The organism is Kluyvera sp. CHPC 1.2972, assembly GCF_036759925.1.
In the GTDB taxonomy this organism is placed as follows: domain Bacteria; phylum Pseudomonadota; class Gammaproteobacteria; order Enterobacterales; family Enterobacteriaceae; genus Kluyvera.
On record NZ_JAPKIB010000001.1, the window covers coordinates 470,088 to 495,688 of the forward strand.

General features: G+C 56.6%; 25 protein-coding genes. 13 read left to right on the forward strand and 12 right to left on the reverse strand.

What is annotated here, in order from left to right:
* Nucleotides 1-95: 95 nt before the first annotated feature.
* Nucleotides 96-1,538: a multidrug resistance outer membrane protein MdtQ gene (gene mdtQ, locus V6944_RS02325; protein ID WP_333497732.1), complete on the reverse strand. Its 1,443-nt coding sequence runs from the start codon at nt 1,536-1,538 to the stop codon at nt 96-98.
* A gap of 133 nt (nt 1,539-1,671) precedes the next feature.
* Here mdtQ and V6944_RS02330 point away from each other — a divergent pair, with 133 nt between their 5' ends.
* On the forward strand, nt 1,672-2,406 hold the full coding sequence (locus V6944_RS02330; RefSeq protein ID WP_333497733.1) for a class I SAM-dependent methyltransferase: 735 nt from the start codon (nt 1,672-1,674) through the stop codon (nt 2,404-2,406).
* Between the two features lie 50 nt (nt 2,407-2,456).
* Here the strand turns inward: V6944_RS02330 and V6944_RS02335 are convergent, their stop codons facing one another.
* From V6944_RS02335 to dusC, 4 genes are all read right to left on the reverse strand, one after another.
* Nucleotides 2,457-3,851, reverse strand: coding sequence for a glycoside hydrolase family 1 protein (locus V6944_RS02335; protein ID WP_333497734.1), 1,395 nt, complete (start codon nt 3,849-3,851; stop codon nt 2,457-2,459).
* Nucleotides 3,852-3,866: 15 nt separating this feature from the next.
* Nucleotides 3,867-5,804, reverse strand: coding sequence for a PTS beta-glucoside transporter subunit IIABC (bglF, locus tag V6944_RS02340; protein WP_333497916.1), 1,938 nt, complete (start codon nt 5,802-5,804; stop codon nt 3,867-3,869).
* A 28-nt stretch (nt 5,805-5,832) separates the two neighbouring features.
* Complete coding sequence (gene bglG, locus V6944_RS02345) at nt 5,833-6,666, reverse strand: transcriptional antiterminator BglG (protein ID WP_333497735.1); 834 nt, start codon at nt 6,664-6,666, stop codon at nt 5,833-5,835.
* Between the two features lie 155 nt (nt 6,667-6,821).
* Nucleotides 6,822-7,760: a tRNA dihydrouridine(16) synthase DusC gene (gene dusC, locus V6944_RS02350; RefSeq protein WP_333497736.1), complete on the reverse strand. Its 939-nt coding sequence runs from the start codon at nt 7,758-7,760 to the stop codon at nt 6,822-6,824.
* An 86-nt stretch (nt 7,761-7,846) separates the two neighbouring features.
* On the opposite strand from dusC, the gene V6944_RS02355 reads away from it, so the two are divergent.
* Nucleotides 7,847-9,229: a M24 family metallopeptidase gene (locus V6944_RS02355; RefSeq protein WP_333497917.1), complete on the forward strand. Its 1,383-nt coding sequence runs from the start codon at nt 7,847-7,849 to the stop codon at nt 9,227-9,229.
* Between the two features lie 91 nt (nt 9,230-9,320).
* Here the strand turns inward: V6944_RS02355 and V6944_RS02360 are convergent, their stop codons facing one another.
* Genes V6944_RS02360 through mhbT form a run of 5 tightly spaced genes read right to left on the reverse strand, consistent with a single transcriptional unit; the run spans nt 9,321 to nt 14,301 of the window.
* Nucleotides 9,321-10,514: a 3-hydroxybenzoate 6-monooxygenase gene (locus V6944_RS02360; protein ID WP_333494524.1), complete on the reverse strand. Its 1,194-nt coding sequence runs from the start codon at nt 10,512-10,514 to the stop codon at nt 9,321-9,323.
* 19 nt (nt 10,515-10,533) lie between these two features.
* Entirely contained in the window at nt 10,534-11,178 is a 645-nt protein-coding gene (maiA, locus tag V6944_RS02365; RefSeq protein ID WP_185666924.1) for a maleylacetoacetate isomerase, read from the reverse strand.
* An 8-nt stretch (nt 11,179-11,186) separates the two neighbouring features.
* Nucleotides 11,187-11,888 carry a fumarylacetoacetate hydrolase family protein gene (locus tag V6944_RS02370; RefSeq protein WP_333497737.1) on the reverse strand — a complete coding sequence of 234 codons (702 nt, stop codon included), beginning with the start codon at nt 11,886-11,888 and terminating at the stop codon, nt 11,187-11,189.
* A 14-nt stretch (nt 11,889-11,902) separates the two neighbouring features.
* The gene (gene gtdA / locus V6944_RS02375) at nt 11,903-12,931 is read right to left on the reverse strand and encodes a gentisate 1,2-dioxygenase (RefSeq protein WP_185666922.1); all 1,029 of its coding nucleotides are present in this window, start codon (nt 12,929-12,931) and stop codon (nt 11,903-11,905) included.
* 11 nt (nt 12,932-12,942) lie between these two features.
* Entirely contained in the window at nt 12,943-14,301 is a 1,359-nt protein-coding gene (mhbT, locus tag V6944_RS02380; RefSeq protein WP_333497738.1) for a 3-hydroxybenzoate transporter MhbT, read from the reverse strand.
* 169 nt (nt 14,302-14,470) lie between these two features.
* Here mhbT and V6944_RS02385 point away from each other — a divergent pair, with 169 nt between their 5' ends.
* The 11 genes from V6944_RS02385 (at nt 14,471) to V6944_RS02435 (ending at nt 22,929) form a co-directional block, all read left to right on the forward strand.
* On the forward strand, nt 14,471-15,394 hold the full coding sequence (locus V6944_RS02385; RefSeq protein ID WP_333497739.1) for a LysR substrate-binding domain-containing protein: 924 nt from the start codon (nt 14,471-14,473) through the stop codon (nt 15,392-15,394).
* 123 nt (nt 15,395-15,517) lie between these two features.
* Nucleotides 15,518-15,916 carry a CidA/LrgA family protein gene (locus V6944_RS02390; protein WP_333497740.1) on the forward strand — a complete coding sequence of 133 codons (399 nt, stop codon included), beginning with the start codon at nt 15,518-15,520 and terminating at the stop codon, nt 15,914-15,916.
* Nucleotides 15,916-16,611, forward strand: coding sequence for a CidB/LrgB family autolysis modulator (locus V6944_RS02395; RefSeq protein WP_333497741.1), 696 nt, complete (start codon nt 15,916-15,918; stop codon nt 16,609-16,611). Before V6944_RS02390 ends, V6944_RS02395 begins: the two co-directional genes overlap by 1 nt.
* 129 nt (nt 16,612-16,740) lie before the next feature.
* Nucleotides 16,741-17,625 carry a cytidine deaminase gene (cdd, locus tag V6944_RS02400; RefSeq protein WP_185666917.1) on the forward strand — a complete coding sequence of 295 codons (885 nt, stop codon included), beginning with the start codon at nt 16,741-16,743 and terminating at the stop codon, nt 17,623-17,625.
* Between the two features lie 188 nt (nt 17,626-17,813).
* Nucleotides 17,814-18,548, forward strand: a complete 735-nt coding sequence (sanA, locus tag V6944_RS02405) for an outer membrane permeability protein SanA (protein ID WP_333497742.1) — start codon at nt 17,814-17,816, stop codon at nt 18,546-18,548.
* A gap of 109 nt (nt 18,549-18,657) precedes the next feature.
* Nucleotides 18,658-18,891, forward strand: coding sequence for a hypothetical protein (locus tag V6944_RS02410; protein WP_333497743.1), 234 nt, complete (start codon nt 18,658-18,660; stop codon nt 18,889-18,891).
* Nucleotides 18,848-19,303: a HipA domain-containing protein gene (locus V6944_RS02415; RefSeq protein ID WP_333497744.1), complete on the forward strand. Its 456-nt coding sequence runs from the start codon at nt 18,848-18,850 to the stop codon at nt 19,301-19,303. Before V6944_RS02410 ends, V6944_RS02415 begins: the two co-directional genes overlap by 44 nt.
* Entirely contained in the window at nt 19,300-19,746 is a 447-nt protein-coding gene (locus V6944_RS02420; protein ID WP_333497745.1) for a helix-turn-helix transcriptional regulator, read from the forward strand. Before V6944_RS02415 ends, V6944_RS02420 begins: the two co-directional genes overlap by 4 nt.
* A 212-nt stretch (nt 19,747-19,958) precedes the next feature.
* Nucleotides 19,959-21,191: an NAD(P)-dependent oxidoreductase gene (locus V6944_RS02425; RefSeq protein ID WP_333497746.1), complete on the forward strand. Its 1,233-nt coding sequence runs from the start codon at nt 19,959-19,961 to the stop codon at nt 21,189-21,191.
* Nucleotides 21,192-21,193: 2 nt separating this feature from the next.
* Nucleotides 21,194-22,429: an NAD-dependent dihydropyrimidine dehydrogenase subunit PreA gene (gene preA / locus V6944_RS02430; protein ID WP_333497747.1), complete on the forward strand. Its 1,236-nt coding sequence runs from the start codon at nt 21,194-21,196 to the stop codon at nt 22,427-22,429.
* A 47-nt stretch (nt 22,430-22,476) separates the two neighbouring features.
* Nucleotides 22,477-22,929 (forward strand): DUF1097 domain-containing protein, encoded by a 453-nt coding sequence (locus V6944_RS02435; protein WP_333497748.1) that lies wholly within the window; start codon nt 22,477-22,479, stop codon nt 22,927-22,929.
* Between the two features lie 106 nt (nt 22,930-23,035).
* Here V6944_RS02435 and mglC read toward each other — a convergent pair whose 3' ends face one another.
* Complete coding sequence (gene mglC / locus V6944_RS02440; RefSeq protein ID WP_333497749.1) at nt 23,036-24,046, reverse strand: galactose/methyl galactoside ABC transporter permease MglC; 1,011 nt, start codon at nt 24,044-24,046, stop codon at nt 23,036-23,038.
* A gap of 15 nt (nt 24,047-24,061) precedes the next feature.
* Nucleotides 24,062-25,582 carry a galactose/methyl galactoside ABC transporter ATP-binding protein MglA gene (gene mglA / locus V6944_RS02445; protein ID WP_185666911.1) on the reverse strand — a complete coding sequence of 507 codons (1,521 nt, stop codon included), beginning with the start codon at nt 25,580-25,582 and terminating at the stop codon, nt 24,062-24,064.
* Nucleotides 25,583-25,601 lie beyond the last annotated feature (19 nt).

Sequence of the window (25,601 nt, forward strand, 5' to 3'; positions counted from 1 at the left end):
GGCGTATATTAGCGAGTGATATTATTTAATCTGAGTATTTATTTTTCACTTTTCCCCTGCACAAATAATACAGGGGAAAAGGAACCCGCAGTGGGTTATTTCTCTTCGCTGATGTGGTAGCCGCCGCCCAGCGCCGAGGTCAGCTGAATGTTGGCATCAATCCACTGGCCGTGCAGGCGTAACGCGTTGACACGCTCCTGCAGAGCAGGCAATTTCGCAAGGCTGACTTTAGAACCCGGAATAATTCCGGCGTTCATCCGCGCCTGCGCCAGCGTCACCAGGCGCTGCGCGTCTTTCTCAACCTGCTGCTGCTGCTGGTTTTTCTCCATCAGCGTCTCAACCTGGCTGGCGGTTTTCGCTACCTGGTTTACCGCATCCACCACCGCTTTATTATATTTAGCGACGGAGAGATTGTTCTGCGCATTGGCGATATCCAGGTTGGCGTTCAGACGACCGCTGTCGAAGATAGGCAGCGTCAGCCCGGCGGTCACGCCCATCTGATTGGCGGAGCTACGGAACAGATCGCTTAAGTGCAGCGCATCCTGTTGCAGGAAGGCCATCAGGTTGATGTCCGGGTAGAACGCCGCTTTCGCGGCATCGATTTCGCTCAGCGACGCTTCGATATACCAGTGCGCTTCCTGCAAATCCGGACGGCGCGCCAGCAGGTCGTAGCCTAAGCGAGTCGGCATTTTACTGGCAACCGCCGGCAGGTCGACTTTACGCAGATTCAGCGACTGGCTCTGGCTGTTGGTCAGCGCCATCAGCCGCGCCTCAATCTCTTTCATATTGCCAGCCACGTCAGCCAACTGCTGGTCGGTTTTGCTGACGTTAATATCGTTCTCTGCCCCTTCGGCGGAGTTGGTTATACCGTGCTGATACAGCTCGGTATCCACGGTCACGATATTATTCTGTTCTTTTTTCACTTGCTCTAGCACGTCGTGAATCGCCGCTTCGGTTTGCCACTGCCAGTACAGACGCGCCACGCTGCTGGAGAGCAGTTCCTGGGTTTGCGCCCGCTCGGCGACCTGCGCCTTCACTTCACCGATACGCGCCTTCACCTGCGCGCGGTTTTTACCCCACAGGTCGAGATCCCATCCGGCGGTCAGGCCGAACGTACCGTTGGTGTACCACGGGCCGGTATTGCCATCAGCATCGGTGGCAAACGGCCCCATCAGGCCTTCTGCGGACATTTTCTGGCGTTCAAGATTCCCGCCGAAATCCACTTCCGGGCCCAGCGACGACTTCGACATCCGCGCCTGCGCTTCAGCCAGTTTGATGCGCTGATCGGCAATCTGCATATCCGGCGCATTTGCCAGCGCGCGGGTAATTAGGCCGTTCAGCTGTGCATCGTGATAGCCCTGCCACCAATTACTCTGCGGCCAGCCGTTTTGCAACGCCGCAGGGAGTTCCGTTGAAACGTTCGAGGCCGGAACCTGCTGTTTAACAGGACTACCAATATCATGCGAAGGTGCACAGCCAGCCAGCGCAATGAGCAGGGGTAAACCAGACAACACGCTTTTTTTCAGAGTTAAGTTCATTTGAGAGGTCAGGTTACAAAAGAAGGAGGATTATATTAATTTAAATGCAGCCAATCCGTTTAGTAAAGCGTGTGGGAACATAATTTGACATACTTAGTGACAGTCAAAAATTATTAAATTTCATGGAGTAGAAATGAGCCAGAACATTTATGACAATCCTGATTTCTTCGCCGGGTACGCCACGCTCGACCGTTCGGTTAGAGGACTCGACGGTGCGCCGGAATGGGCCACCATTGTGCACATGATGCCCGCGCTGGTCGGCCAGCGGGTGGTGGATCTTGGCTGCGGCTACGGCTGGTTTTGCCGCTGGGCGCGCGACCAGGGTGCCGCTAAGGTGACCGGGCTGGATCTCTCCAGCCTCATGCTGGAACGGGCGCGAGAGATGACCCACGATGCAGGGATTGAATACCGCTGCGAAGATTTGCAGACCCTCACGCTTGCCGCCGATAGCTGCGACGTGGTTTACAGCTCGCTGGCGCTGCACTATTTGCCCGATATCGCCCCGCTGCTCGCCTGCGTTTATCAGGCTCTGACGCCGGGCGGCACGCTGCTGTTTTCCGCCGAGCATCCTATCTACACCGCCCCGCTCAAGCAGGGCTGGCAGGAAGATGCGCAGGGGCAGAAAAGCTGGCCAGTCAGCCATTATCAGCAGGAAGGCGAGCGCATCAGCAATTGGTTTGCCGACGGCGTCAAGAAACAGCACCGGACGCTGGGCAGTTGGATTAACGCGCTGGTAGCCGCCGGTTTTGTCATTGAGTGCCTCAACGAATGGGGGCCAACCGCAGAACAGATTGCCGCCAACCCGGCGCTGGATGAAGAGAAAGAACGGCCGATGATTTTTATTCTGCGCGCGCGTAAGCCGGTGTGAGTTGGGTGAGTGCCGGATAAGCAAAGCGCCATCCGGCAATTCACCGACGCTTACGCTTTCAAACTCGCGCCGTTGGTCGCAATCACCTCTTTATACCAGTCGAAGCTCTTCTTCTTGCTGCGCGCCAGCGTACCGGTGCCATCGTCGTGGCGATCCACATAGATAAACCCGTAGCGCTTAGAGAGTTCCGCTTTCGAGGCGCTGACCAGGTCAATCGGCCCCCAACTGGTGAAGCCCATCAGCTCAACGCCGTCCTCAATCGCTTCCCGCGCCTGCACCAGATGGTCATTCAGGTAGCTGATACGGTAGTCATCGTTGATGCTGCCGTCAGCTTCCACTTTATCCTTCGCGCCGAGGCCGTTTTCAACAATAAACAGCGGCTTCTGGTAGCGATCCCACAGCACGTTCAGCAGCGTGCGCAGCCCCAGCGGGTCAATCTGCCAGCCCCACTCCGAGCTTTCCAGGTGCGGATTCGGCACCATGTTGAGGATATTGCCGCGCGCTTTCTGGTTCAGCGCGTCGTCGGCGGTCACACAGCCGGTCATGTAGTAGCTAAACGAGATAAAATCGATGGTCGATTTCAGCGCGTCACGGTCGGCGTCGGTAATCTCCAGCGCAAAACCGTTATCGCGGAAATAGCGCAGCATATAGCCCGGATACGCCCCGCGCGCCTGCACGTCGCCGAAGAACTGCCAGCCGCGGTTCTCCTGCAGGGTTTTGAACACATCATCCGGCTTGCAGCTTAGCGGGTACATCAGGCCGCCCAGCAGCATGTTACCAATTTTCCCCTCCGGCACGATTTCATGGCAGGCTTTCACCGCCAGCGCGCTCGCCACCAGCTGATGGTGAATGGCCTGATACACCTCCGCTTTGCTGCTATCACTCGGCAGGCCTACGCCAGTCATCGGCGCGTGCAGCGACATGTTGATTTCGTTGAAGGTCAGCCACAGTTTAACCTTGCCTTTGTAACGTTCGAACACCGTACGAGCATAACGCTCGAAGAAGCCAATCACCTTGCGGTTGCCCCAGCCGCCGTAATTTTTCACCAGCGCCCACGGCATTTCATAGTGGGAGAGCGTCACCAGCGGCGTAATGTGATGTTTAGCCATCTCGTCAAACAGCGTGTCGTAAAAGGCCAGGCCAGCCTCGTTTGGCTCGGCGTCATCACCGTTCGGGAAGATACGCGTCCAGGCAATCGACACGCGCAGGCAGTTAAAGCCCATCTCAGCAAACAGCGCGATATCGTCCGGGTAACGGTGATAGAAGTCGATGGCGATATCTTTTAAGCCGGTGTCCCCCGGCACACGCTCAACGACGTCACCAAAAACGCCGTGCGGCTGCACGTCGGAGGTGGATAACCCTTTGCCATCCTCAAGAAAGGCACCTTCAACCTGGTTTGCAGCGGTCGCGCCGCCCCAATAAAACGTCTGCGGGAATGCTTTCATCTCTCTCTCCTGTGATTAATGCGTAATGGTCAACAGCGGCTGCCCGGCGCTGACCGCGCTGGCGGCAACGATTTCCACTTCCGGGTACTCGTCGCTGTTGCTGATAATAATGGGCGTCGCCAGGTCGTAACCGGCGTCCAGAATGGCCTGACGGTCGAAGGTGAGCAGCAGATCGCCCGCCCGCACCTTGTCGCCCTCTTTCACATGGGCGGTAAACGGCGCGCCGTCCAGCTTGACGGTATCAATGCCGACGTGGATCAACAGTTCAATGCCGCTGTCGCTCTCAAGACCGATGGCATGTTTGGTTTGAAAAATCGAGGCGACTTCGCCGTTAAAGGGGGCAATCACTTTGCCTTCCGCCGGAATCATCGCCACGCCTTTACCCAGCAGGCCGCTGGCGAAGGTGGTATCCGGAACATTTTCCAGCGCCAGCACGCTGCCGGTCATCGGTGCCAGCACGTCGTTTTCCGCGGCTTTTGCCACCACTGTGGCCTCTGCGGCTTTGCGCGGCATCCCGAAGAAGTAGGTCAGCGAGCCGGAGAGGATAAAGGCCACCGCCGTACCAATAAGCCCGCCCCATACGCTGGCGTCAATGCCGCTTGCCGGGATCATCTGCGCCGGGAAGAAGATATTCGGCAGGCCAAAAGAGTAGGTCGCGCTGTTGCTGAAGGCGGTAATCGCGCCACCGAGGGCACCTGAGACGCAGCCAAAGATGAACGGACGACGCAGCGGCAAAGTCAGACCGTAAATTGCCGGTTCGGTAATACCAAAAAGTCCGGCAGAAAACGCAGAGCCTGCCAGCACTTTCTGGCGCGCATCACGAGTGGCGAGGAAAATCCCCAGCACCGCCCCCACCTGCGCCAGCACCGCCGGTAGAATAATCGGCAACATCGAGTCGTGGCCCAGCACGTTCAGGTTATTGATCATCAGCGGTACCAGCCCCCAGTGCAGGCCGAAGATAACGCAGACCTGCCACAGCCCGCCCAGTGCGGCCCCCGCCAGCCACGGCGCAACGACGTAAACCGCCTGGTAGCCGTTCGCCAGCATCACGCTAAGCCAGGTAGCGATTGGTCCGATAACCAGAAACGTCAGCGGCACCACGATGGCAAGGCAGATAGCCGGGGTGAAAAAGTTCTTCATCGCCGACGGCAGCAGCGCGTTGCTGCGCCGCTCAATCCAGCAGCACACCCACGAGGCGAGGATAATCGGGATAACCGAGGAGCTGTAGTTAATAAAGGTGACGGGGATGCCCAGGAAATACTCCGCCGTGGCGCCCGGCAATTGCCCGGCCTCAAAGGCCTGAATCATCAGCGGGTGGGTCAGCGCGCCGCCGATCACCATCGTAATAAACGGGTTACCGCCAAACTTTTTCCCGGCGGTGTAGCCGAGGAACAGCGGGAAGAAGAAGAACAGCGCGTCGCTGGCCGCAAACCAGATTTTGTAGGTCGCCTGTTCGGTGTTCAGCCAGCCGCACACCACCGCCAGCGCCAGCAACCCTTTCAACAGACCGGTGGCCGCCATCACGCCGATAAACGGCGCAAAAATACCGGACACCACGTCGATAACCTGGCCCAGCACGGAGGTTTTTTCGCCTTTGACCGCGACCGGTTCGCTATCGTCGGTAATGCCCGCCGCCTCGCGTACCGCCAGCCAGACATCGTGGACGTGATTACCAATCACCACCTGAAACTGTCCGCCGCTCTCAACCACCATAATCACGCCGGGGTTCGCCTTCAGCGCCTCGGCGTCAGCTTTGCTGCTGTCTTTAAGCTTAAAACGCAGCCGGGTAGCGCAGTGAACCAGACTCACCATATTCTCTTTACCCCCCACGTGGCGGAGAATATCCTGCGCAAGTTCCTGATATTTCATACTGAATTCCTTGACCGAGTATAAAAACAAAAAAACCCGAGAACGACGCCAGATGGCACCGCGCTCGGGTTTTGCCTGCATAATGCAGTAACAATCCCATTGTGGTTTGGGGTTATTTCCCCTCTTTTCTCACCCGTTCAATATGAATGGCGAGAAACATAATCTCTTCCGTCGTCAACGGCCGCTGATAGCTGTTTTGCAGATGCAAACCGACGGTTTCCGCACACTTCCACGCTTTGGCGTAGTTGTCCTTCACCGCGCTATGCAGTTCGGCGTCATCGTCTTCCACCACCGTTCGCGTCAGCATTCGCTGGGCAAAAAATTTCAGGTGGGTCACGAAGCGCTGATAGCTTAACGACTCTTCGTTGTACTCCAGACGCAGCTGATACTTCACCAGCTGCAAAATTTCCTGCATCACCCGGGTGACGTGCATCACTTCCGGCATTTCGCTGTTGAGCTGCGCCGTGACCAGATGCAGGGCGATAAACCCGGCTTCATCCTCCGCCAGCGCCACGCCGAGCCGCTTTTCAATCAGCGCTCGCGCCTCTTGTCCCAGCGCAAACTCTTTCGGGTAGAGCCGCTTTATATCCCACAACAGCACGTTGCGCAGCGCTACGCCCTTTTTCTGCCGCTCAATGGCGAAGTGGCAGTGGTCGGTCAGGGTGATGTAAACGCTCTCCTGCAGCCTGCCGAGCCGCTCGCGCGCCCGTTCGATAATCCGGTCGCAGGTGGTCATCACCTCAAGCGGGATCTGACTGAGTAATTCACCTAAACGCCCTACCAGCTCATCGCTTTGCAGGGCAAAAATTTTCTCGATTTTCGTCTCATCCAGTGAGTCGCCGACGCGTTTCTGAAAGGCTAGCCCTCGCCCCATCACAACCTGCTCACGCCGGTGTTCATCCAGAACCACCACCACATTATTATTAAGCACTTTGGCGATTTGCATTTATGAACCCCAGAAACAAAAAAACCTGACTTCTGACAGGAGCCAGATAATCAGGTTTTGCCTGCCGAAGCAGTAACAATCGTTCAGGAGTATTTCACTTTCACGCCGTGAAGCTCAATGAAGCAAAGAGAAAACTGTGATGGAGATCGGATACTTTATACGCGCCAGTCGGTAATCGCCCGCGCAATCAGCTTCGACTCCTGCAGCGCGCGCACGGCGCTAAACAGTTCGCTAGCCTCGTCATACTCTTTACGCAGGTAGCCAAGCCACTGCTTAATACGCGCCACATGATACAGCCCGGTATCTCCCTGTTTTTCCAGGAGAACATATTTTTTGAGCAGATCCACCACCTGCGGCCACGGCAGGCGAGGCTCGTTGTATTTGATCACCCGGCTGAGGTTCGGCACGTTCAGTGCGCCGCGGCCAATCATCACCGCATCGCAGCCGGTGACGGCCATACACGCCTGCGCGCTGTCGTAGTCCCAGATTTCACCGTTGGCGATAACCGGAATAGTGAGCCGCTGGCGAATCTCGGCGATCGCCTGCCAGTTGATGCGCTCGGCCTTGTAGCCATCCTCTTTGGTGCGCCCGTGGACGGCGAGTTCGGTAGCGCCCGCCTGCTGCACCGCATCGGCAATTTCAAACTGTCGCGCCCCGCTATCCCAGCCCAGACGCACTTTTACCGTCACCGGCAGATGCGCGGGCACCGCTTCGCGCATCGCTTTTGCGCCCTGGTAGATAAGCTCGGGGTCTTTCAGCAATGTCGCCCCACCGCCGCTACCGTTTACCGTTTTCGACGGGCAGCCGCAGTTGAGGTCTACGCCCCAGGAGCCTAACTCCACCGCGCGGGCGGCGTTCTCCGCCAGCCACTCGGGGTATTGACCTAATAGCTGAATACGCACGCGGGTACCGGAAGGTGTGCGACTTTGGTTATGCAGCTCGGGACATAGCTTGTAGAACGATTTTTCCGGCAATAGCTGATCCACCACGCGCAGAAATTCGGTGATGCACAGATCGTAATCATTCACTTCGGTCAGCAGCTCGCGCACTAAGGAGTCGAGCACACCTTCCATCGGTGCCAATAAAACACGCATATCGTTATCCGGAAAAAAAAGAGGCGCTATGGTAACGTCTTAGTATGCCGCTTTCCACTGCCAGTCAACACACCAGGAGGTGAATGATGAATTCAAGGGATATTACGCTTAAAGCCATCCAGCCGCCGTGCGGATTCAGCGATGTGCCACCGGTCACGCTGACCGATGCCACCCTGCTCGAACGTAAAACGACGCTGCTCGCGCGGATGCAGGAAGAGCGCTTTGATGCGCTGGTGATTTACGCCGATAAAGAGCACGGCGGTAATTTTGAGTACCTGACCGGGTTTATTCCGCGCTTTGAAGAGGGCCTGCTGGTGCTGCATAAGTCCGGGCACGCCACCGCCATTCTCGGCAATGAAAACCTGAAGATGGCAGCGCATTCGCGCATTCCGGTGACGTTAAAACATTGCCCGCTGTTCTCGCTACCCAATCAGCCGATGGATAACGAAAAGCCGCTGGCACAGCTGTTCAGCGAAACCGGGCTGAGCGCGATGTCTAAAGTGGGGCTGGTCGGCTGGAAGATGTTTACCACCGCCGGGAGCGATAACGCAAAGCTGTTCGACCTGCCGTGGTTTATCGTCGAGGCGATAAAACAGAGCACCCATGCCGATTTGATCAACGCGGCGCATCTGTTTATTCGCGGTGATAAAGGGGTGAGAACGGTGAATAACGCCAACGAAATTGCCCATTACGAATACGGCGCCAACCTCGCCTCTCGCTGCATGCTGGCGGCGCTGGATGCCGTTGAACCGGGCATTCGCGAAGTAGAGCTGGGGGCGCTGCTCGCCGCCGAAGGGCAGGCACCGTCTGTTGTCACCATCGCTGCAACGGGCCAGCGTTTTGAGAAAGCCAACCTCTACCCTTCATGGAAAAAGGTCGAGCGCGGTCAGCCGCTGTCGATGACCACTGGGTTTAAGGGCGGGCTCTCCAGCCGTACCGGGTTTGTGATTGCCGAGGAGAGCGAGCTGCCGGAGAACCAGCGTGATTATCTGGACCGAGTGGTGAAGCCCTATTTCGGCGCGATGGCGACGTGGCTTGAGAAGATTAAAATCGGGATGCCGGGCGGTGAGCTTTATGATTTAGTCGAGCGCGTGCTGCCAAAAGCGCAGTACGGCTGGCACCTTAACCCAGGGCACCTGAGCGCGGATGAAGAGTGGATGTCATCACCGGTCTATTCAGGCTCAAGCGAGACGCTGAAAAGCGGCATGGTGATGCAGATTGATATTATTCCGTCGGTACCAGGGTATACGGGAACCAGCGCGGAAGAGAGCATTGCCCTGGCCGACGCGACGTTGCGCCAGCAGATAGCGCAGGCGTATCCGGCGCTGTGGGCGCGCATCGAGGCGCGACGGGCGTATATTCGCGAGACCTTGAATATTGCGTTGAGCGATGACGTGTTGCCGCTGTCTAACGCCGTGGGGTATCTGCGGCCGTTTATGTTAGCCAAAGATAAGGCGCTGGTGGGGTAGTGTGGTGATATTCCCGGCGGCGCTTTGCTTGGCCGGGCTACACGTTCCAATGTAGCCCGGGCTAGCGCAAGCGACCCCGGGGAAACCGCGATTACCGCGGTTGCAGACAGTTATCTTCTTTCCAGCCGTACAGCCACTCTATGCCGCGATAGAACTCTTCCTGGGTTTTGCCTTTCCACAGCAGGTTACGCACCTGACGCTCTACCCCAGCCGCATGGTACAGACGCCCCATTTCGCGGGTAGACCAGACGATACGCGCGGTGCGCGGAATACGCACCGACTCGTACAGCGCAAACGCGCTGGCGGCATCGCCGTCGCACTGGGTCAGCGCCTTACCAAGCGTCACCGCATCTTCCAGCGCCATGCAGGCGCCCTGGGCCATATACTGCGCGACCGGGTGTGCGGAGTCGCCCACCAGCGTGATCCGGTCGTTGCCCCACTTCTCCACCGGCTCGCGATCAGCGGTGGACCAGCGACGCCAGGAGGTGGGCTTATCCAGCATCTGGCGGGGACGTGGGTGAATGCCTTTAAAGTACGACAGCACCTCTTCTTTACTGCCGTCGCGCACGCCCCACTGCTCGGTTTCGCGGCTGTGGAAGGTCACCACCAGGTTGTACTGCTTACCACCGCGCAGCGGATAGTGCACCAGGTGACAGTGCGGGCCAGCCCATAACACCGGCGCATTGATGCGCAGGTCTTCCGGCATATCGTCACGTTCCACCACGGCGCGATAGACCACGTGACCGGTCACGCGCGGCGTATCGCCGAGCAGGCTCTGGCGCACCACCGATTTCACGCCGTCGCAGCCAATCAGAATATCCGCCGTCCAGCTGTTACCTTTATCGTCAAACACGGTGACATCGTCAGCGGTCTGGCGAATGTCCACTACGTGGGTGGAGGTACGGTATTTCACGCCCGGGTGCTGCATCGCCGCTTCCCAGACGGTGGCATGAATATCGACGCGGTGGATAACCGCATAGGGGCCGCCGAAGTGGTCACGGAACGCTTGCCCCGTTTCGATGTGAATCACCTCTTCGCCGTTGACCGCATCCATCATAGTGATGTGGTCGGTAAAGACCGCACGCTGACGGGCGACCTCGCCCACGCCGAGGCTGTCGAGCGCGGAAAAGGCGTTCGGCCCCAGTTGGATCCCGGCGCCAATCTCGCCAATTTCGTGCGCTTGTTCCAGCAGCATCACCTGGATGCCCTGACGCGCCAGCGACAGCGCGGTGGCTGCGCCACCAATACCGCCGCCGACAATGATTGCACGCGTTACTTTAGCCATGATTCTTCTCCTGTTCTCACTACGCCGGGATCTTATCCTGCTGGTTTTCAGGGGCCGCCGCGATAAATGCCGGCAGCGCCGTACACGCATCAAACACGGCTTTACAGCGTGGGAAACCGCTTAAATCGCAGCCCATCCGCTCGGCGTTCGCCCACTGCGGCACCAGGCAGCAGTCGGCCAGCGTCGGCGTGTCGCCGAAGCAAAATGCCCCTGATTGGCCGCGGCGCAGCAGCTGTTCTACCGCGCTTAGCCCCTGCTGGATCCAGTGTGCATACCAGCGTTTTTTCTCTTCTTCACTCACCTTCAGCTCATCGCTGAGGTAGCGCAATACGCGCATGTTGTTGATGGGGTGGATGTCGCAACAGATGGCGTACACCACCTCCAGCACGCGCATGCGCTGGGGATCGTTCGCCGGAAGCAGCGGCGTCTGCGGGAAATGTCTGTCCAGCCAGTCAATAATCGCCAGCGACTGCCCCAGCGATTCACCCTCGTCGGTGACCAGCGCAGGCACTAATCCCACCGGGTTCAGGCGTCGGTACTCCAGCGCATTCTGCTGGCCGATACGGATGTTGACCCCGACGGTCTGGTGGTCAATGCCCTTCAGCGCCATCGCAATACGTACGCGGTAAGAGGCCGAACTATTAAAAAAACTGTACAGCTTCATCATTCACCTCAAATAATTTTGACCGCGATGGGCGTTAACCCTTCCACATTACCGGTGATGGTTTCGCCCTTCACGACCGCGCCAACGCCTTCCGGCGTGCCGGTGAAGATCAGGTCGCCCGGCTGCAGTTCGAAGAAGCCAGACAGGTAGCTGATGGTCTCTTTCACATCCCAGATCAGGTGCTGAATATCGCTGCGCTGGCGGTCTTTGCCGTCAACCTGCAGCCAGATTGGCGCGTTATCGAGGGACGGCGCGTCGGCCACTTTATGCAGCGGCGCAATCGGTGCGGACAGATCAAAGGCTTTGCCGATTTCCCACGGACGGCCCATCTGACGCATCTCCATCTGACGGTCGCGGCGGGTCATGTCCAGCCCGGTGGCGTAGCCCCAGATATACTCTTCGGCTTTCTCCAGCGGGATATCGCTGCCTTTTTTACCAATGGCGACCACCAGCTCGATTTCATAGTGATAGTTGTCGGTCTGCGCCGGGTAGGCGAGGTTCAGGGTTTCGCCAGCGGCAACGGGAACCACGGCATCCGCCGGTTTGCAGAAGAAGAATGGCGGTTCGCGATCCGGGTCAAAGCCCATCTCACGGGCGTGGGCGGCATAGTTACGGCCCACGCAGTACACGCGGCGCACCGGGAACTGCTCATCGCTGCCAACAACCGGCACGGCAACCGGCGCCTGAGGTTCAAATACGTATTTGCTCATCTTTCTTCTCCTGATTAATAGCGCGCTTCGCGGAACAGTCCCAGGGCTTCCTGGACAGGCCTATCCGAAAAACTGAATAGCACGGTCTCTTCTGGCGTGTTAAAGGACACGCTGTGCCAGGTTGGCACGACAAAAATATCTTTCGCTTTAAAGCTGAAGGTCTGCTCGCCGATGGTCACCTCACCGCTGCCTTCCACCACGTGGTAGATGGTGCTGTCGGTGGTACGCGCCTGACGCGTCTGGAAACCTTTCGGCAATAGCTGCAGGAAAGCGCCCATCGACGGCATCGGGTAGCCCCCGGTCACCGGGTTGACGTAGCGCATCTTGTAGCCATCCCACTCATCGGCATCACCCATGCGCATCAGCTCATGCAGCGCTTCACGGCTGCGGTCGTAGCGGTAGTTGAAAATCGGCGATGAGTTACCCACCTGATGGCGCAGCGGCAGCATGTTGGCGGCGTAGCGCGGCAGGTAGTCGCCCTCTTTACGGGTGACCGGCTGCTGTTCTTCCGGGTAATCTTCGGCAAAGCCGCAACCGAGGTAGTTCACCAGCGGCAGGTCGAGGCCGTCGAGCCAGATAACCGGCTCGTCGCCCGGGTTGCCGTGGTCGTGCCAGCGCCATTGCGGGGTGAGGATAAAGTCACCAGGACTCATCTGGGTGCGTTCACCGTCAACGGCGGTAAACGCGCCGTGGCCTTCTACCACAAAGCGCAGCGCCGACTGGTTATGGCGATGGCTTGGCGCCACCTCACCCGGCATGATCAGCTGCAGGCCCGCGTACAGCGACGAGGTAATCGATGAGTGACCGCGCAGGCCGGGGTTTTCCAGCACCAGCACGCGGCGTACCGCCTCTTTTGCGCCAATCAGCGTGCCGCTTTCCAGCAGCAGCGGGCGAATTTCCTGGTAGTTCCAGTAGGCCGGAGCACAGTTGGCGTTCGGCGTTTTTGGCACCAGGTGATGCAACGATTCCCACAGCGGCGTCAGGTTTTGCCCGGAAATATGCTGGTAGAACTGCTGGCGATCGTGTTTTACGTCCGAGGTCATTATTATTCTCCTTAACTTTTCACCGCGCCCATCACAGGCGACGATTCGGGTACTAGGGAAGATTGGCGTACGACCAGCGTCAGGAGCGTCAGCACCACGGCGCTAATGGCGGCCGGTACGGCAATCACAAAGAACAGGGTGTCGAATGAGAAGTTCATCGCCATCATCACGCCGCCGGAAACGGAGCCGACAATCGCGCCGCAGCGGCCAATAGCGTTTGACCAGCTCACGCCAGTGGCACGGCTCTGGGTCGGGTAAAGCGTGGCGGTCAGTGCATTCAGGCCAACCTGCGATCCGCTGATGCCGATGCCAGTGCCGAAAATCGCCAGCGCCATCATCCACAGGCCGTTTTCGCTCAGGCCAATCATCACAATGCACACCGCCCCCAGCGCATAGCTCACCGCCAGCACCCAGAATGGGTTGAATTTATCCATGAGTACGCCAAGCATCAGCGCCCCCAGCGTACCGCCCACCTGGAACGCCGCCGTCACCCACGAGGCGTGCTGGAGATCGATCCCGCGATGGTTCAGCAGGGTTGGCATCCAGCTGGAGAGTAAATAGATGATCAGCAGGCTCATAAAGAACACCACCCACAGCATCAGCGTGATGGTGAGCTGACGCCCGGCGAACAACTGGCTGATGCTGCCCTTCTGGGTTGCCGCCGGTTCATCAAGCCAGAACTCGGCGTCGTCATAGCGCTCGCCGGTCATGGCGCTGACGGTACGGCGAATTTCCGCCTGCGGACGCTGACGACGCACCAGCCAGCGCGGGGATTCCGGCAGAACCGCCAGCAGCGCGAAGAACAGCACGATAGGCAGGACGCCGCCCAGCACCAGAATGCCGTGCCAGCCAATCACCGCCACCAGCTGCGCGCTGACGATACCGCCCAGCGCCGAGCCGAGGGTAAAGCCGCAGAACATCAGGGTGACCAGCGCGCCGCGACGGCGGGCCGGCAGGTATTCAGAGGTCATGGTGATGGTATTGGGCATCGCGCCGCCAAGGCCGAGGCCGGTTAAAAAGCGCAGGATGATTAAGGCTTCCAGATTCGGTGAGAACGCCGACAACAGGCTGAAAAGGCCGAACAGCGCCACGCACCATTCGATAACGCGCTTGCGCCCGAGCCGGTCAGAGAGCGGGCCGCACAGCAAGGCGCCTGCGGTTAACCCCAGCAGCCCTGCACCAAACAGCGGCGCCAGATCGCCTGCGGTTAGCTGCCAGTGGTCGCAAATGGCCGGGGCAATAAAGCCAATCGCGGCGGTATCAAAACCGTCCATCATCACTACCAGAAAACAGCAGATGATGACGCGCCACTGCATCTTGCCGATCGGAGCGACATCGATGAGTGCCTGTAGTTCACGTCGTTGCGTCATAGGGAGGGCCTCGGTATATGCAGGTTATCCACGTCGCCGTTCACGCTTTCGCCAGAACGGCTCAGAGTAAGATGTTTATTTTTTTGCTTTTATGTTGCTATCTTGTGACATGTGAAATGAGTTGTACAATGGCATTTCATGCCTATCCATAACCTGGAGGTTATATCTCATGGCCGATTGGACGCAGAAACTGAAGCTCCACCATCTGAAGATGTTGGTGGCACTTGGCGAGCAGGGAAACCTGACTCAGGTCGCTAAAATGATGCACATCACCCAGCCCGCGCTGTCGAAATGGTTAACCCAGTTTGAAGAGGAACTGGGCATTACGCTTTTTGAGCGTCATAGCAAAGGGCTGCGCGTGTCGGAGGGCGGTAAGCTGCTGCTGCAACACGCCCAGCGGTTGATTAACGACATTGAACGTTCGCAGTTTGAGATGGAGCGTTTTAAGCAGGGTGGCCTGGTAGGGAGTCTGAAAATCGGCTGCTCGCCGGTGGCGACCGACTGCGTCTCCCAGGCGATTTTTCCGCTGCTGGCCGAGATGCCGACGCTGCATCTGAATATTGAAGAGAAGGTGATGACGCCGCTGCTGCATGATTTGCAATCCGGCGTCGTGGACGTGGTGGTTGGGCGCATCGGCGGTCGGGCGCTGGAGTTACCGCTAAACTATGAGGTGCTCTACACCGAGCCAGTCTGTTTCGTGGCGCGAACCGATCATCCCCTAGCCCACCGCAGCCGACTGTCGTGGGAGGACCTGGCGTCATGGCGCTGGATCGTCTGGCCAAACGGCACGCCGATTCGCCAAAGCATCGACAACGCCCTGGTGGAAAATGGCGTCATGCTGCCGGAAAACACCATTGAATCGGCGTCGATGAACGTCAGCGTCAACCTGCTACAAAGCAGCGATATGATCTCAATTCTTTCCCTGCGTCTGGCGGAGCGATACCAGAGCCAGGGCCAGCTCGCCATTCTGGCGCTACCAAAGGTTGAGCAGAAAGGCAGCGTCGGCGTATTCTGGCGCAAATCGAGCACGCCTTCGCTTGCGCTAAGCCGGTTTCTCCACTATTTGTCGCATCCGGTACAAATGGCGGGATAACGCCGGGCAGATGCCTGATGTTCGCGTTATCTATATCAGGTATGCTCAGATTTCATGATGTGATCGGTAGCACATTTCAGGGTTTAATTGTATGATGAATACATTCCACCAAAGGTGAATCCCATGCTCAAATCGCTGAATTTAATCTGGCAATACCTGCGTGCATTCGTGCTGATTTACGCCTGTCTGTATGCCGGTATTTTTATTTCGTCGCTGCTGCCGATTACCATTCCCGGCAGCATTATCGGCATGCTTATTATGTTTGTGCTGCTGGCGCTGCAAATCCTGCCCGCGAAGTGGGTCAACCCCGGCTGCTACATCCTGATCCGCTATATGGCGCTGCTGTTCGTGCCAATTGGCGTCGGCGTGATGCAGTACTTCTCGCTGCTGAGCGCGCAGTTCGGCCCGGTGGTCGTCTCCTGTACCATCAGTACCCTGGTAGTGCTGGTGGTGGTGAGCTGGAGCTCTCACCTGGTTCACGGTGAGCGTAAAGTGGTAGGTCGTGAGGGAGCGGATAAATAATGCTGCACTATATCTGGTGGTCTTTGCCGCTGACCTTAGTCGTCTTTTTCGCCGCCCGTAAGCTTGCCGCGCGCTTTAAGATGCCGCTGCTTAACCCGCTGCTGGTGTCGATGGTAGTCATTATTCCGTTCCTGCTGCTGACCGGTATTCCGTACGACCACTACTTTAAAGGCAGTGAGGTGCTGAACGACCTGCTGCAGCCTGCGGTGGTCGCCCTGGCCTTTCCGCTGTATGAACAGCTGCACCAGATCCGCGCCCGCTGGAAATCCATCATCACTATCTGCTTTATCGGCAGCGCGGTGGCGATGATCACCGGGACGTCGGTGGCGCTGATGATGGGGGCTTCCCCGCAAATCGCTGCCTCTATTCTGCCGAAATCGGTGACCACGCCGATTGCGATGGCGGTCAGCGGCAGCATCGGCGGTATTCCAGCCATTAGCGCCGTATGCGTGATTTACGTGGGTATTCTCGGGGCGGTATTTGGTCATACCCTGCTGAACCTGATGCGGATTACCACCAAAGCCTCGCGCGGGCTGTCGATGGGCACCGCTTCACACGCCCTGGGTACCGCGCGCTGCGCCGAGATGGACTACCAGGAAGGGGCGTTTAGTTCGCTGGCGTTGGTTATCTGCGGCATCATGACCTCGCTGATTGCGCCCTTCCTGTTCCCGATTATTCTGTCGGTAGTGGGATAAAACGAGACAAATCACACATTTTTAATTGATGTTACACACGTTGCATTAACAATGAGATATTGATCACTAATCGGGGCGCTTGCGCCCCGTACACTACGATCCCATTACATTGTTATGAGGCACAACGCCATGCATCCACGTTTTCAATCTGCTTTTTCGCAACTGGCGGCAGATCTGCAGACCGCTATCGCTCCCCTGCTAGCCGATCCGCACTTCCCTGCTCTGCTGAGCGCCGAGCAGGTCTCTTCGCTTAAAACGGCGACGGGGCTGGACGAAGACGCGCTCGCTTTTGCGCTTCTGCCGCTGGCAGCAGCCTGCGCCCGTGCTGACCTGTCTCACTTTAACGTGGGCGCTATCGCCCGCGGCGTGAGCGGTACCTGGTACTTTGGCGGCAACATGGAATTCCTTGGCGCCACCATGCAGCAGACCGTGCACGCAGAACAGAGCGCCATCAGCCATGCCTGGCTGCGCGGCGAAAAATCCCTGCAGGCTATTACCGTTAACTACACGCCGTGCGGCCACTGTCGTCAGTTTATGAATGAACTGAACAGCGGGCTGGCGCTGCGTATCAACCTGCCGGGCCGTCAGCCGCATACGCTGCAAGACTACCTGCCGGACGCGTTCGGGCCAAAAGATCTCGATATCAAAACCCTGCTGATGGACGAGCAGGATCATGGTTATCCGCTCGAGGGCGATGCGCTGGCGCAGGCTGCCATTCAGGCCGCTAACCACAGCCATACCCCATACAGTAAAGCGCCTTCCGGCGTGGCACTGGAGCTGCGTGACGGTACCATTTTCAGCGGCAGCTATGCGGAAAATGCCGCGTTTAACCCAACGCTGCCACCGCTGCAGGGAGCCCTGAACCTGCTGAGCCTGAACGGTTACGACTACCCGGATATTCAGCGTGCCATTCTGGCCGAACGCGCCGATGCGCCGCTGATTCAGTGGGATGCCACCGCCGCCACGCTGAAAGCGCTGGGCTGCCACAATATCGATCGCGTACTGTTAGGTTAACGATGTAGCCCGGACGAGGCGTGAACACGCCGACTCCGGGGTGGCTCGGAACCCCGTCCCGGCGGCGCTTCGCTTAGCCGGGCGACAAAACACCGGTTAATTTCCCCGCAATTAAACGATGGTTTCTTGCTCTTGCCCGGCGGGTAAAGTAGCCTGATGTCTCCCTCGTCCACTATTGAGTCAAGTTCATGTTAAAGCGTGTGTTATACAGCCTGTTAGTCCTATGCGGCCTGCTGCTGTTGACCGTGCTGGGTCTTGACCGTTGGATGAGCTGGAAAACCGCCCCCTATATCTACGATGAACTGCAGGATCTCCCCTACCGCCAGGTTGGCGTGGTGCTCGGCACTGCCAAGTATTACCGCACCGGGGTTATCAACCAGTATTATCGTTACCGCATTCAGGGCGCGCTGAACGCCTACAACAGCGGTAAGGTCAACTACCTGCTGCTGAGCGGCGATAACGCGCTGCAAAGCTATAACGAACCGATGACCATGCGTCGCGATCTGATCAAAGCAGGCGTCGATCCTGCCGATATCGTGCTCGACTACGCTGGTTTCCGCACGCTCGACTCCATCGTGCGTACCCGCAAAGTCTTCGACACCAACGATTTCATCATCATCACCCAGCGCTTCCACTGCGAGCGCGCGCTGTTTATCGCCCTGCATATGGGTATTCAGGCGCAGTGCTACGCCGTGCCGTCACCGAAAGATATGTGGAGCGTTCGCCTGCGCGAGTTCGGCGCCCGCTTCGGCGCGCTGGCCGATCTCTACCTCTTCAAGCGCGAGCCGCGTTTCTTAGGCCCGCTGATCCCCATTCCTGCCCAGCAGGAAGTGCCGGAAGGCGCTCAGGGTTATCCGGCGGTCACGCCAGAGCAACTGCTGGAATTGCAGAGGAAGAAATCCGCAGCTAAAGTTGATGAGTGATATATGTGTCACTAAAAACGTAAAATGTGAATAACGCGTGATATAAGGTACATAACTTGCCTTTATCACGTTTTATGTGTCATATTTTACGCATTAGTGGGAGGGACATATGGAATCACTGACGCTACAGGCGCTGCTGAACGAAGCATGGGTTGATATCGCTGAAATCTCATTTCCCGAAAGCGATAACGGCAACTGGCGACTGACTGAATTAGACTACCTTTCAGATTATGCCATCGAGCACCTGGATGCAGATAACCATTGCGCGGCCTCTATCAACCACCCGGTAGCCCTCTACTTTGACGACCATAGCTCTCCTGGCTGGCGGCGAACGCTTTCATAAAGAGCCGTTTGTCATTGAATGGGTACGACGCGATTTACTTAATATCGTATTTGGCAATAGCGATAACCACGGACGGAACACCGCATTTATGCGGGATGAAAATCAGATTCGCCTGGCACCGATTTATGACTTCGCACCAATGAAAGCTGACCCTGAAGGGATCCCCCGCTCGACCAAATGGGCATCACCGCTCGAAATAGGCGGTCAGTACAACTTTCCGGCGATTGCAGATACGCTAAGCGATCTCGTACCTGCCCCAGAGTTACTGAGCGCACTGCGTGAAACGGCAGCTTCGCTCGTCGACTTACCGGAAAGGCTCCTGGCACGCGGCGTACCGGAGGCCATTTTATTGATGCCGTCGATTGGCTTTAAATTTATGACAGACAAACTGACACGGTGGGGGCTGCTATGAGTGCGCAAAATAAAAAAGATGAGATTAAAGCCACCGTCGAACGCTTACGTCAGTCTAATAACGACTTAAATCAGACGACAGGGATTTATAACGTCACCAGACAGAAACCGCTGGTGGAAAAAAAGCGCGTCTCCTCAACGACGGATAAAATCACCACTCAGGAACGAAAAACGGTGATGAATAACCTCATCAGGCAGCTACTGCTGGGTGAGATTTCACAAGGCATCGCGCTAAAGCAGTTTCGAATCCACATCATGGGATTAAAACAGGACGCCTACGCCGAACTGGTATCCGTATCACGTAAAACGCTGTCAGATATTGAAAACGACAAAGGAAATTACTCCGTCGAGGTGATCAATCGAATCTATAAACCCCTCGGTCTACAGATAGGTCTGATACCGATCGCAAAAAGCCTACTGACGACGCTGCTTTCATCGGAGTAAACCTCTGCTTCAGATAAATCGCTCTAATGGATTCTCATTGCGGTAATTGTTCCTATTTGCATCTTATGTATTCTTGCGATTCCCAATAAACCACATCAATTATCAGGTTATTTGTGAATGCTTTCACAGAACCCTCCCCCTCATCCGCTTAGCCTGCCGGTAGTTGTTTCACTTTATTTGCCTTAATTAAACTAATCATTAAGGGAGCAATTATGTCGCAACACGAATACCAGGATGAGCTGATTCCCGCCTTTACGCCGCTATTGGCGATCAAAGAAGCCTCCCGCTGCCTGCTGTGCCACGACGCGCCGTGCAGCCAGTCCTGCCCGGCGGAGACCGACCCAGGCAAGTTCATTCGCTCACTCTATTTCCGCAACGTTAAAGGCGCGGCCGAAACCATTCGAGAAAATAATGCATTAGGGGCGGTGTGCGCGCGTGTCTGCCCAACGGAAAAGCTGTGCCAACAGGGCTGTTCCCGCTCGGGAATCGATATGCCGATTGATATCGGCCGCCTGCAGCGTTTTATTACCGACTTTGAGCAGCAAACGGCGATGCAGATTTACCAGCCGGGCCGCAAGGATAAGGGCAAAGTGGCGATTGTTGGCGCAGGCCCTGCCGGATTACAGGCCAGCGTCACCCTCACCAATCTGGGCTATGACGTGACCCTTTTCGAAAAAGCGGCTCAGCCGGGCGGCTGGCTGCGTCACGGTATTCCTGAATTCCGCCTGCCGCAAAAGGTGCTGGATGCTGAGATTGCGCGCATCAGCGAAATGGGCGTGACGATTCGCTGCGGCTGTGAAGTCGGCAAAAACCCGACCCTCGCCGAGCTAAAAGCCGACTACCGCGCCGTACTGCTGACCGTTGGGATGTCCAAAGGCTCGACGCTGCCACTGTTTAACGACGCAAGCCCGGTCGAGATTGCCGTCGATTTTCTCCAGCGCGCCCGTACCTCTGGCGGCAACATCACCGTACCGCAAAGCGCCCTGATTGTCGGCGGCGGCGACGTGGCAATGGACGTGGCCAGCACGCTGAAAATTCTCGGCTGCTCGTCCGTCACCTGCGTCGCGCGCGAAGAGCTGGCTGACTTCCCGGCAAGCGATAAAGAGTTCACCACCACCCAGGCGCTGGGCGTGTCGATTATCGATGGCTTTACGCCTGTCAGCGTGGCGGGCAACAAAGTCACATTCCAGCACGTCCGCCTGCCCGGCGAGCTAACGCTGACGGCAGAGCGTATTTATCTGGCGGTGGGTCAACACGCTGAGCTAAATGCCTTTGCGGGCATTAAGGTACAGCACAACGTCGTGGAAACGCACGACTACCAGACCAGCGATCCTGCGCTGTTCGCCGCGGGCGATATCGTCAAGGGAGATAAAACCGTGGTCTACGCCGTGAAGACCGGGAAAGAAGCCGCTCAGGCCATTCATCACTATTTAGAGGAGGCATGAACATGTTAACCAAAGATCTGTCGGTCACCTTCTGCGGCGTTAAATTCCCTAACCCGTTCTGCCTCTCGTCTTCGCCGGTGGGCAACTGCTACGACATGTGCGCCAAGGCCTATGACAGCGGCTGGGGCGGGATCGTGTTTAAAACCATCGGCTTCTTCATTGCCAACGAAGTCTCTCCGCGCTTCGATCATCTGACCAAAGAAGATACCGGGTTTATCGGCTTTAAGAATATGGAGCAGATTGCCGAGCACCCGCTGGCGGAAAACCTGGCGGCAATCCGCCAACTCAAACAGGATTATCCCGATAAGGTGCTGATCGCTTCGATCATGGGCGAAAATGAGCAGCAATGGCAGGATCTGGCGAAGCTCGTCGAGGAAGCCGGGGCCGACATGATTGAGTGTAACTTCTCCTGCCCGCAGATGACCTCCCACGCGATGGGCAGCGACGTCGGGCAAAGCCCGGAGCTGGTCGAGAAATACTGCCGGGCGGTGAAGCGCGGCTCCTCTCTGCCGATGCTCGCTAAAATGACGCCGAACATCGGCGATATGTGCGAAGTGGCGCTGGCGGCCAAACGCGGTGGCGCCGACGGCATTGCGACCATCAACACCGTTAAATCCATTACCAATATCGACCTAAACCGTAAAATCGGCATGCCGGTGGTCAACGGCAAATCCAGCGTCTCCGGGTACTCCGGTAAAGCCGTGAAGCCGATTGCGCTGCGCTTCATTCAGCAACTGCGCACGCACCCCGAGCTGAAGGATTTCCCCATCAGCGGGATCGGCGGGATTGAAACCTGGGAAGACGCCGCCGAGTTTTTACTGCTGGGCGCAGCGACGCTGCAGGTCACGACCGGCATCATGCAGTACGGTTACCGTATCGTCGAAGATATGATAAGCGGCCTCTCCCACTACCTTAACGATCAGGGCTTCAGTTCGCTTGATGAGATGATTGGTCTCGCCAATCACAACATCGTGCCGGCCGAAGAGCTCGACCGCAGCTACATCGTCTACCCGCATATTAATCAGGAAAAATGCGTCGGCTGCGGCCGCTGCTATATCTCCTGCTACGACGGCGGGCATCAGGCGATGGAGTGGAATGAAGAGACCCGCACACCGCACTGCGATACCGAAAAATGCGTCGGCTGTCTGCTCTGCGGACACGTCTGTCCGGTGGCCTGCATTAGCCTTGGAGAGATAGCCTTTAAACCGGGTGAAACAGCGCACGCCGTGGCGCTTTAACGCCCTTCAACATACCGGCCCGTCCAACGGGCCGGATGGATAACGCTATGAGCACACTTGTCGCCATCGCGCTAACTACCGGGATTTTATCCGGTATCTGGAGCTGGGTTGCCGTGACATGGGGGTTGCTTAGCTGGGCGGGGTTTCTTGGCTGTACCGCATATTTTGCCTGTCCACAGGGCGGGCTAAAAGGGCTGGGCATTTCATTTTGTACGCTGGTCAGCGGCGTATTCTGGGCAGAAGTGATTATTCACGGTAGCGCGCTGTCGCCTGCGCTGACGATTGTCAGCTATCTGCTCACCGGGGTGGTGGCCTTCGCCATGTGCATTCAGGCCAAAAGCGGCTGGCTCTCTTTTGTCCCCGGCACCTTTATCGGCGCCTGTTCAACCTTTGCCTGCGACGGCAACTGGCGAGTGGTACTGCCTGCACTGCTGGTAGGGTTGGTTTTTGGTTATGCGATGAAAAACAGCGGGCTGTATATTGCCGCCCGCAGCAAATAGCCTGGCCGAGCGAAGCGACGCCGGGGCCCCGGCGTCGGTGCTTTGCACCTCGTCCGGGCTACAATGAAAACGCCCGGCATTTCGCCGGGCCTCTTTTTATTTCTTATTATTTCTTACGCGCGTATTTCAGGGAGTCCAGCGCCACGGCGAAGATAATAATCCCGCCCTTGATGATGTACTGCCAGTAAGGGTTCACGCCGATATAGGTCAGGCCATAGTTGATAACGGTGAAGATAATCACACCGGTCACCACGCCCAGTACGGTACCTACGCCGCCGCTGAATGACACCCCACCAACCACGCAGGCGGCAATCGCATCCAGTTCATACATAAAGCCGAGGTTGTTGGTTGCCGAGCCGATACGCCCTGCTTCCAGCATCCCGCCGAAGGCATAGAACACGCCGGACAGCGCATAAATCACCAGCAGGTTCAGCGCCACGTTCACGCCGGAAACCTTCGCCGCTTCCGGGTTACCGCCGATAGCGAAGATGTTTTTACCAAAGCGAGTCTTGTTCCACAGGATCCAGACAAAGCCAACGGCAATCAGCGCGTAGAAGGTAATGTACGACAGGCGGAAACTGCCTAGCGCGACAAACCCTTGCGTGAACGTCGAGAAGCCGCCGTCGAAGCCAGAAATCGGCGATGCGCCCACGAAGTCGTAGTACAGGGAGTTGATACCGTAAACGATGATCATCGTACCCAGCGTGGTGATGAACGGCGTCACGTTCAGGTAAGCAATGATAATCCCGTTAATCAGGCCAATCACCGCGCCAATAGCGCAGACAATAATCATTACCACGAAGATTGGCATGGTCGCCATCTCAGGGAAGACCTTGTTGGCGTTCTCCATCGACTGCAACAGCGTCGCCGCAATCACCGCTGCGAGGCCAACCTGGCGACCCGCCGACAGGTCGGTACCCTGGGTCACAATCAGACCGGCAACGCCGAGGGCAATAATAATACGTACCGAAGACTGAGTCAGGATGTTACTCAGGTTCAACAAACTTAAGAAAGTCGGGTCCTGGATAATAATAATGGCCAGCAGAACCAAAAGAACAACGTAAATACCGCCATCTTTCAGATAAGTGAGAAAGCTTTTTTTATTTAACGCACTCATGTCGAGCCCCTGAAATTAAAGGTGCAATGACGCAAGACGGAGAATTTCGTTTTGCGTTGCGGTTTTCGTTTCTACAATCCCGGCAACCAGGCCATTACTCATGACAAGGATGCGGTCAGTAATACCCAGCAGCTCTGGCATTTCTGAAGAAATAATAATGATCCCTTTATCTTTCTTCGCCAGTTCGGCGATTAATTGATAAATTTCAAATTTCGCACCAACGTCGATACCGCGGGTCGGTTCATCCAGCATCAGGATTTCAGGCTGGGTTAGCAGCCAGCGTCCAATAATCACTTTCTGCTGGTTACCACCGGATAACGAACCAATTTGCGTGTGATGCCCCGGCGTTTTCACGCGCATAGAATCGATAACCCATTGGGTGTCGCTCTTCATGCGGGAGTTATCCAGCAGGCCCACTTTGTTTTTATAACTCTTGATATTCGAGATTAATGAGTTAAATCCAATATCAAGGTAGGCATAAATACCGGTTGAGCGGCGTTCTTCGGTGACCAACGCAAAACCGTTATTTATCGCTTCGTTGGCGCTATGGTTGTTGATTTTCTTCCCGTGCAGGGTAATGGTGCCGCCCGATTTTTCGCGCACGCCAAACAGCGTTTCCACGATATCGGTACGCTTAGCGCCCACCAGCCCGGCGATACCGAGGATCTCCCCTTTGCGCAGCTGGAACGACACGTCGCGAATCGACGGCTGACGCAGGGACGTCAGGTGCTGCACGTCGAGGATGACTTCGCCCGGCTCGTTCTGCCTGTCCGGGAAGCGCTGGTTCAGCGAACGGCCCACCATCATGGCGATGATCTTGTCCATATCCAACCCTTCCAGCGGCTGGGTGGCAATCCACTGCCCGTCGCGCAGAACGGTGATCTCATCGCACAGCTGGAAGATTTCTTCCATCTTATGCGAGATATAGACGATGCCGCAGCCACGGTCTTTCAGCTTACGGATAATGGTAAACAGGTGGTTTACCTCTTTTTCCGTCAGCGATGACGTTGGCTCATCCATAATCACGATTTTCGCGTTATAGGAGAAGGCCTTTGCAATTTCAATCATCTGCATCTGCGAAACGGACAGCGTACCGACGCGCGCACGCGGGTCGATATCAATATCCAGCTCATCAAAGATGGCTTTAGTATCGCGATACATTTTATCCTGGTCGACAAACATGCCTTTGGTTGGGTAACGACCTAACCACATGTTGTCCATGACCGAGCGTTGTAATACCAGGTTAAGTTCCTGGTGAACCATCGAAATACCATTCTCCAATGCCTCTTTAGCAGAATGGAAATCAATCTCTTTGCCCTGGAAGAGAATACTGCCGGAATCTTTTTGGTAGATCCCAAATAGACATTTTAATAACGTTGATTTGCCCGCGCCGTTCTCGCCCATTAATGCATGGATCGAGTGCGGACGAACTTTCAGGTTAACATTATCGAGTGCTTTTACGCCCGGAAATGACTTGTTGATCTGGCTCATTTCCAACAAGAATTCACCAGACGGCTCTCTATTATTGTTGTCCATATATATACCTGGCTGCGAT

Excerpts from the sequence above, each read along its gene's own strand:
- mdtQ (WP_333497732.1), bottom strand. The coding sequence starts at position 1,538 with ATGAACTTAACTCTGAAAAAAAGCGTGTTGTCTGGTTTACCCCTGCTC.
- V6944_RS02330 (WP_333497733.1), top strand. The coding sequence starts at position 1,672 with ATGAGCCAGAACATTTATGACAATCCTGATTTCTTCGCCGGGTACGCC.
- V6944_RS02335 (WP_333497734.1), bottom strand. The coding sequence starts at position 3,851 with ATGAAAGCATTCCCGCAGACGTTTTATTGGGGCGGCGCGACCGCTGCA.
- bglG (WP_333497735.1), bottom strand. The coding sequence starts at position 6,666 with ATGCAAATCGCCAAAGTGCTTAATAATAATGTGGTGGTGGTTCTGGAT.
- dusC (WP_333497736.1), bottom strand. The coding sequence starts at position 7,760 with ATGCGTGTTTTATTGGCACCGATGGAAGGTGTGCTCGACTCCTTAGTG.
- V6944_RS02355 (WP_333497917.1), top strand. The coding sequence starts at position 7,847 with ATGAATTCAAGGGATATTACGCTTAAAGCCATCCAGCCGCCGTGCGGA.
- V6944_RS02360 (WP_333494524.1), bottom strand. The coding sequence starts at position 10,514 with ATGGCTAAAGTAACGCGTGCAATCATTGTCGGCGGCGGTATTGGTGGC.
- maiA (WP_185666924.1), bottom strand. The coding sequence starts at position 11,178 with ATGAAGCTGTACAGTTTTTTTAATAGTTCGGCCTCTTACCGCGTACGT.
- V6944_RS02370 (WP_333497737.1), bottom strand. The coding sequence starts at position 11,888 with ATGAGCAAATACGTATTTGAACCTCAGGCGCCGGTTGCCGTGCCGGTT.
- gtdA (WP_185666922.1), bottom strand. The coding sequence starts at position 12,931 with ATGACCTCGGACGTAAAACACGATCGCCAGCAGTTCTACCAGCATATT.
- mhbT (WP_333497738.1), bottom strand. The coding sequence starts at position 14,301 with ATGACGCAACGACGTGAACTACAGGCACTCATCGATGTCGCTCCGATC.
- V6944_RS02385 (WP_333497739.1), top strand. The coding sequence starts at position 14,471 with ATGGCCGATTGGACGCAGAAACTGAAGCTCCACCATCTGAAGATGTTG.
- V6944_RS02390 (WP_333497740.1), top strand. The coding sequence starts at position 15,518 with ATGCTCAAATCGCTGAATTTAATCTGGCAATACCTGCGTGCATTCGTG.
- V6944_RS02395 (WP_333497741.1), top strand. The coding sequence starts at position 15,916 with ATGCTGCACTATATCTGGTGGTCTTTGCCGCTGACCTTAGTCGTCTTT.
- cdd (WP_185666917.1), top strand. The coding sequence starts at position 16,741 with ATGCATCCACGTTTTCAATCTGCTTTTTCGCAACTGGCGGCAGATCTG.
- sanA (WP_333497742.1), top strand. The coding sequence starts at position 17,814 with ATGTTAAAGCGTGTGTTATACAGCCTGTTAGTCCTATGCGGCCTGCTG.
- V6944_RS02410 (WP_333497743.1), top strand. The coding sequence starts at position 18,658 with ATGGAATCACTGACGCTACAGGCGCTGCTGAACGAAGCATGGGTTGAT.
- V6944_RS02420 (WP_333497745.1), top strand. The coding sequence starts at position 19,300 with ATGAGTGCGCAAAATAAAAAAGATGAGATTAAAGCCACCGTCGAACGC.
- V6944_RS02425 (WP_333497746.1), top strand. The coding sequence starts at position 19,959 with ATGTCGCAACACGAATACCAGGATGAGCTGATTCCCGCCTTTACGCCG.
- preA (WP_333497747.1), top strand. The coding sequence starts at position 21,194 with ATGTTAACCAAAGATCTGTCGGTCACCTTCTGCGGCGTTAAATTCCCT.
- V6944_RS02435 (WP_333497748.1), top strand. The coding sequence starts at position 22,477 with ATGAGCACACTTGTCGCCATCGCGCTAACTACCGGGATTTTATCCGGT.
- mglC (WP_333497749.1), bottom strand. The coding sequence starts at position 24,046 with ATGAGTGCGTTAAATAAAAAAAGCTTTCTCACTTATCTGAAAGATGGC.
- mglA (WP_185666911.1), bottom strand. The coding sequence starts at position 25,582 with ATGGACAACAATAATAGAGAGCCGTCTGGTGAATTCTTGTTGGAAATG.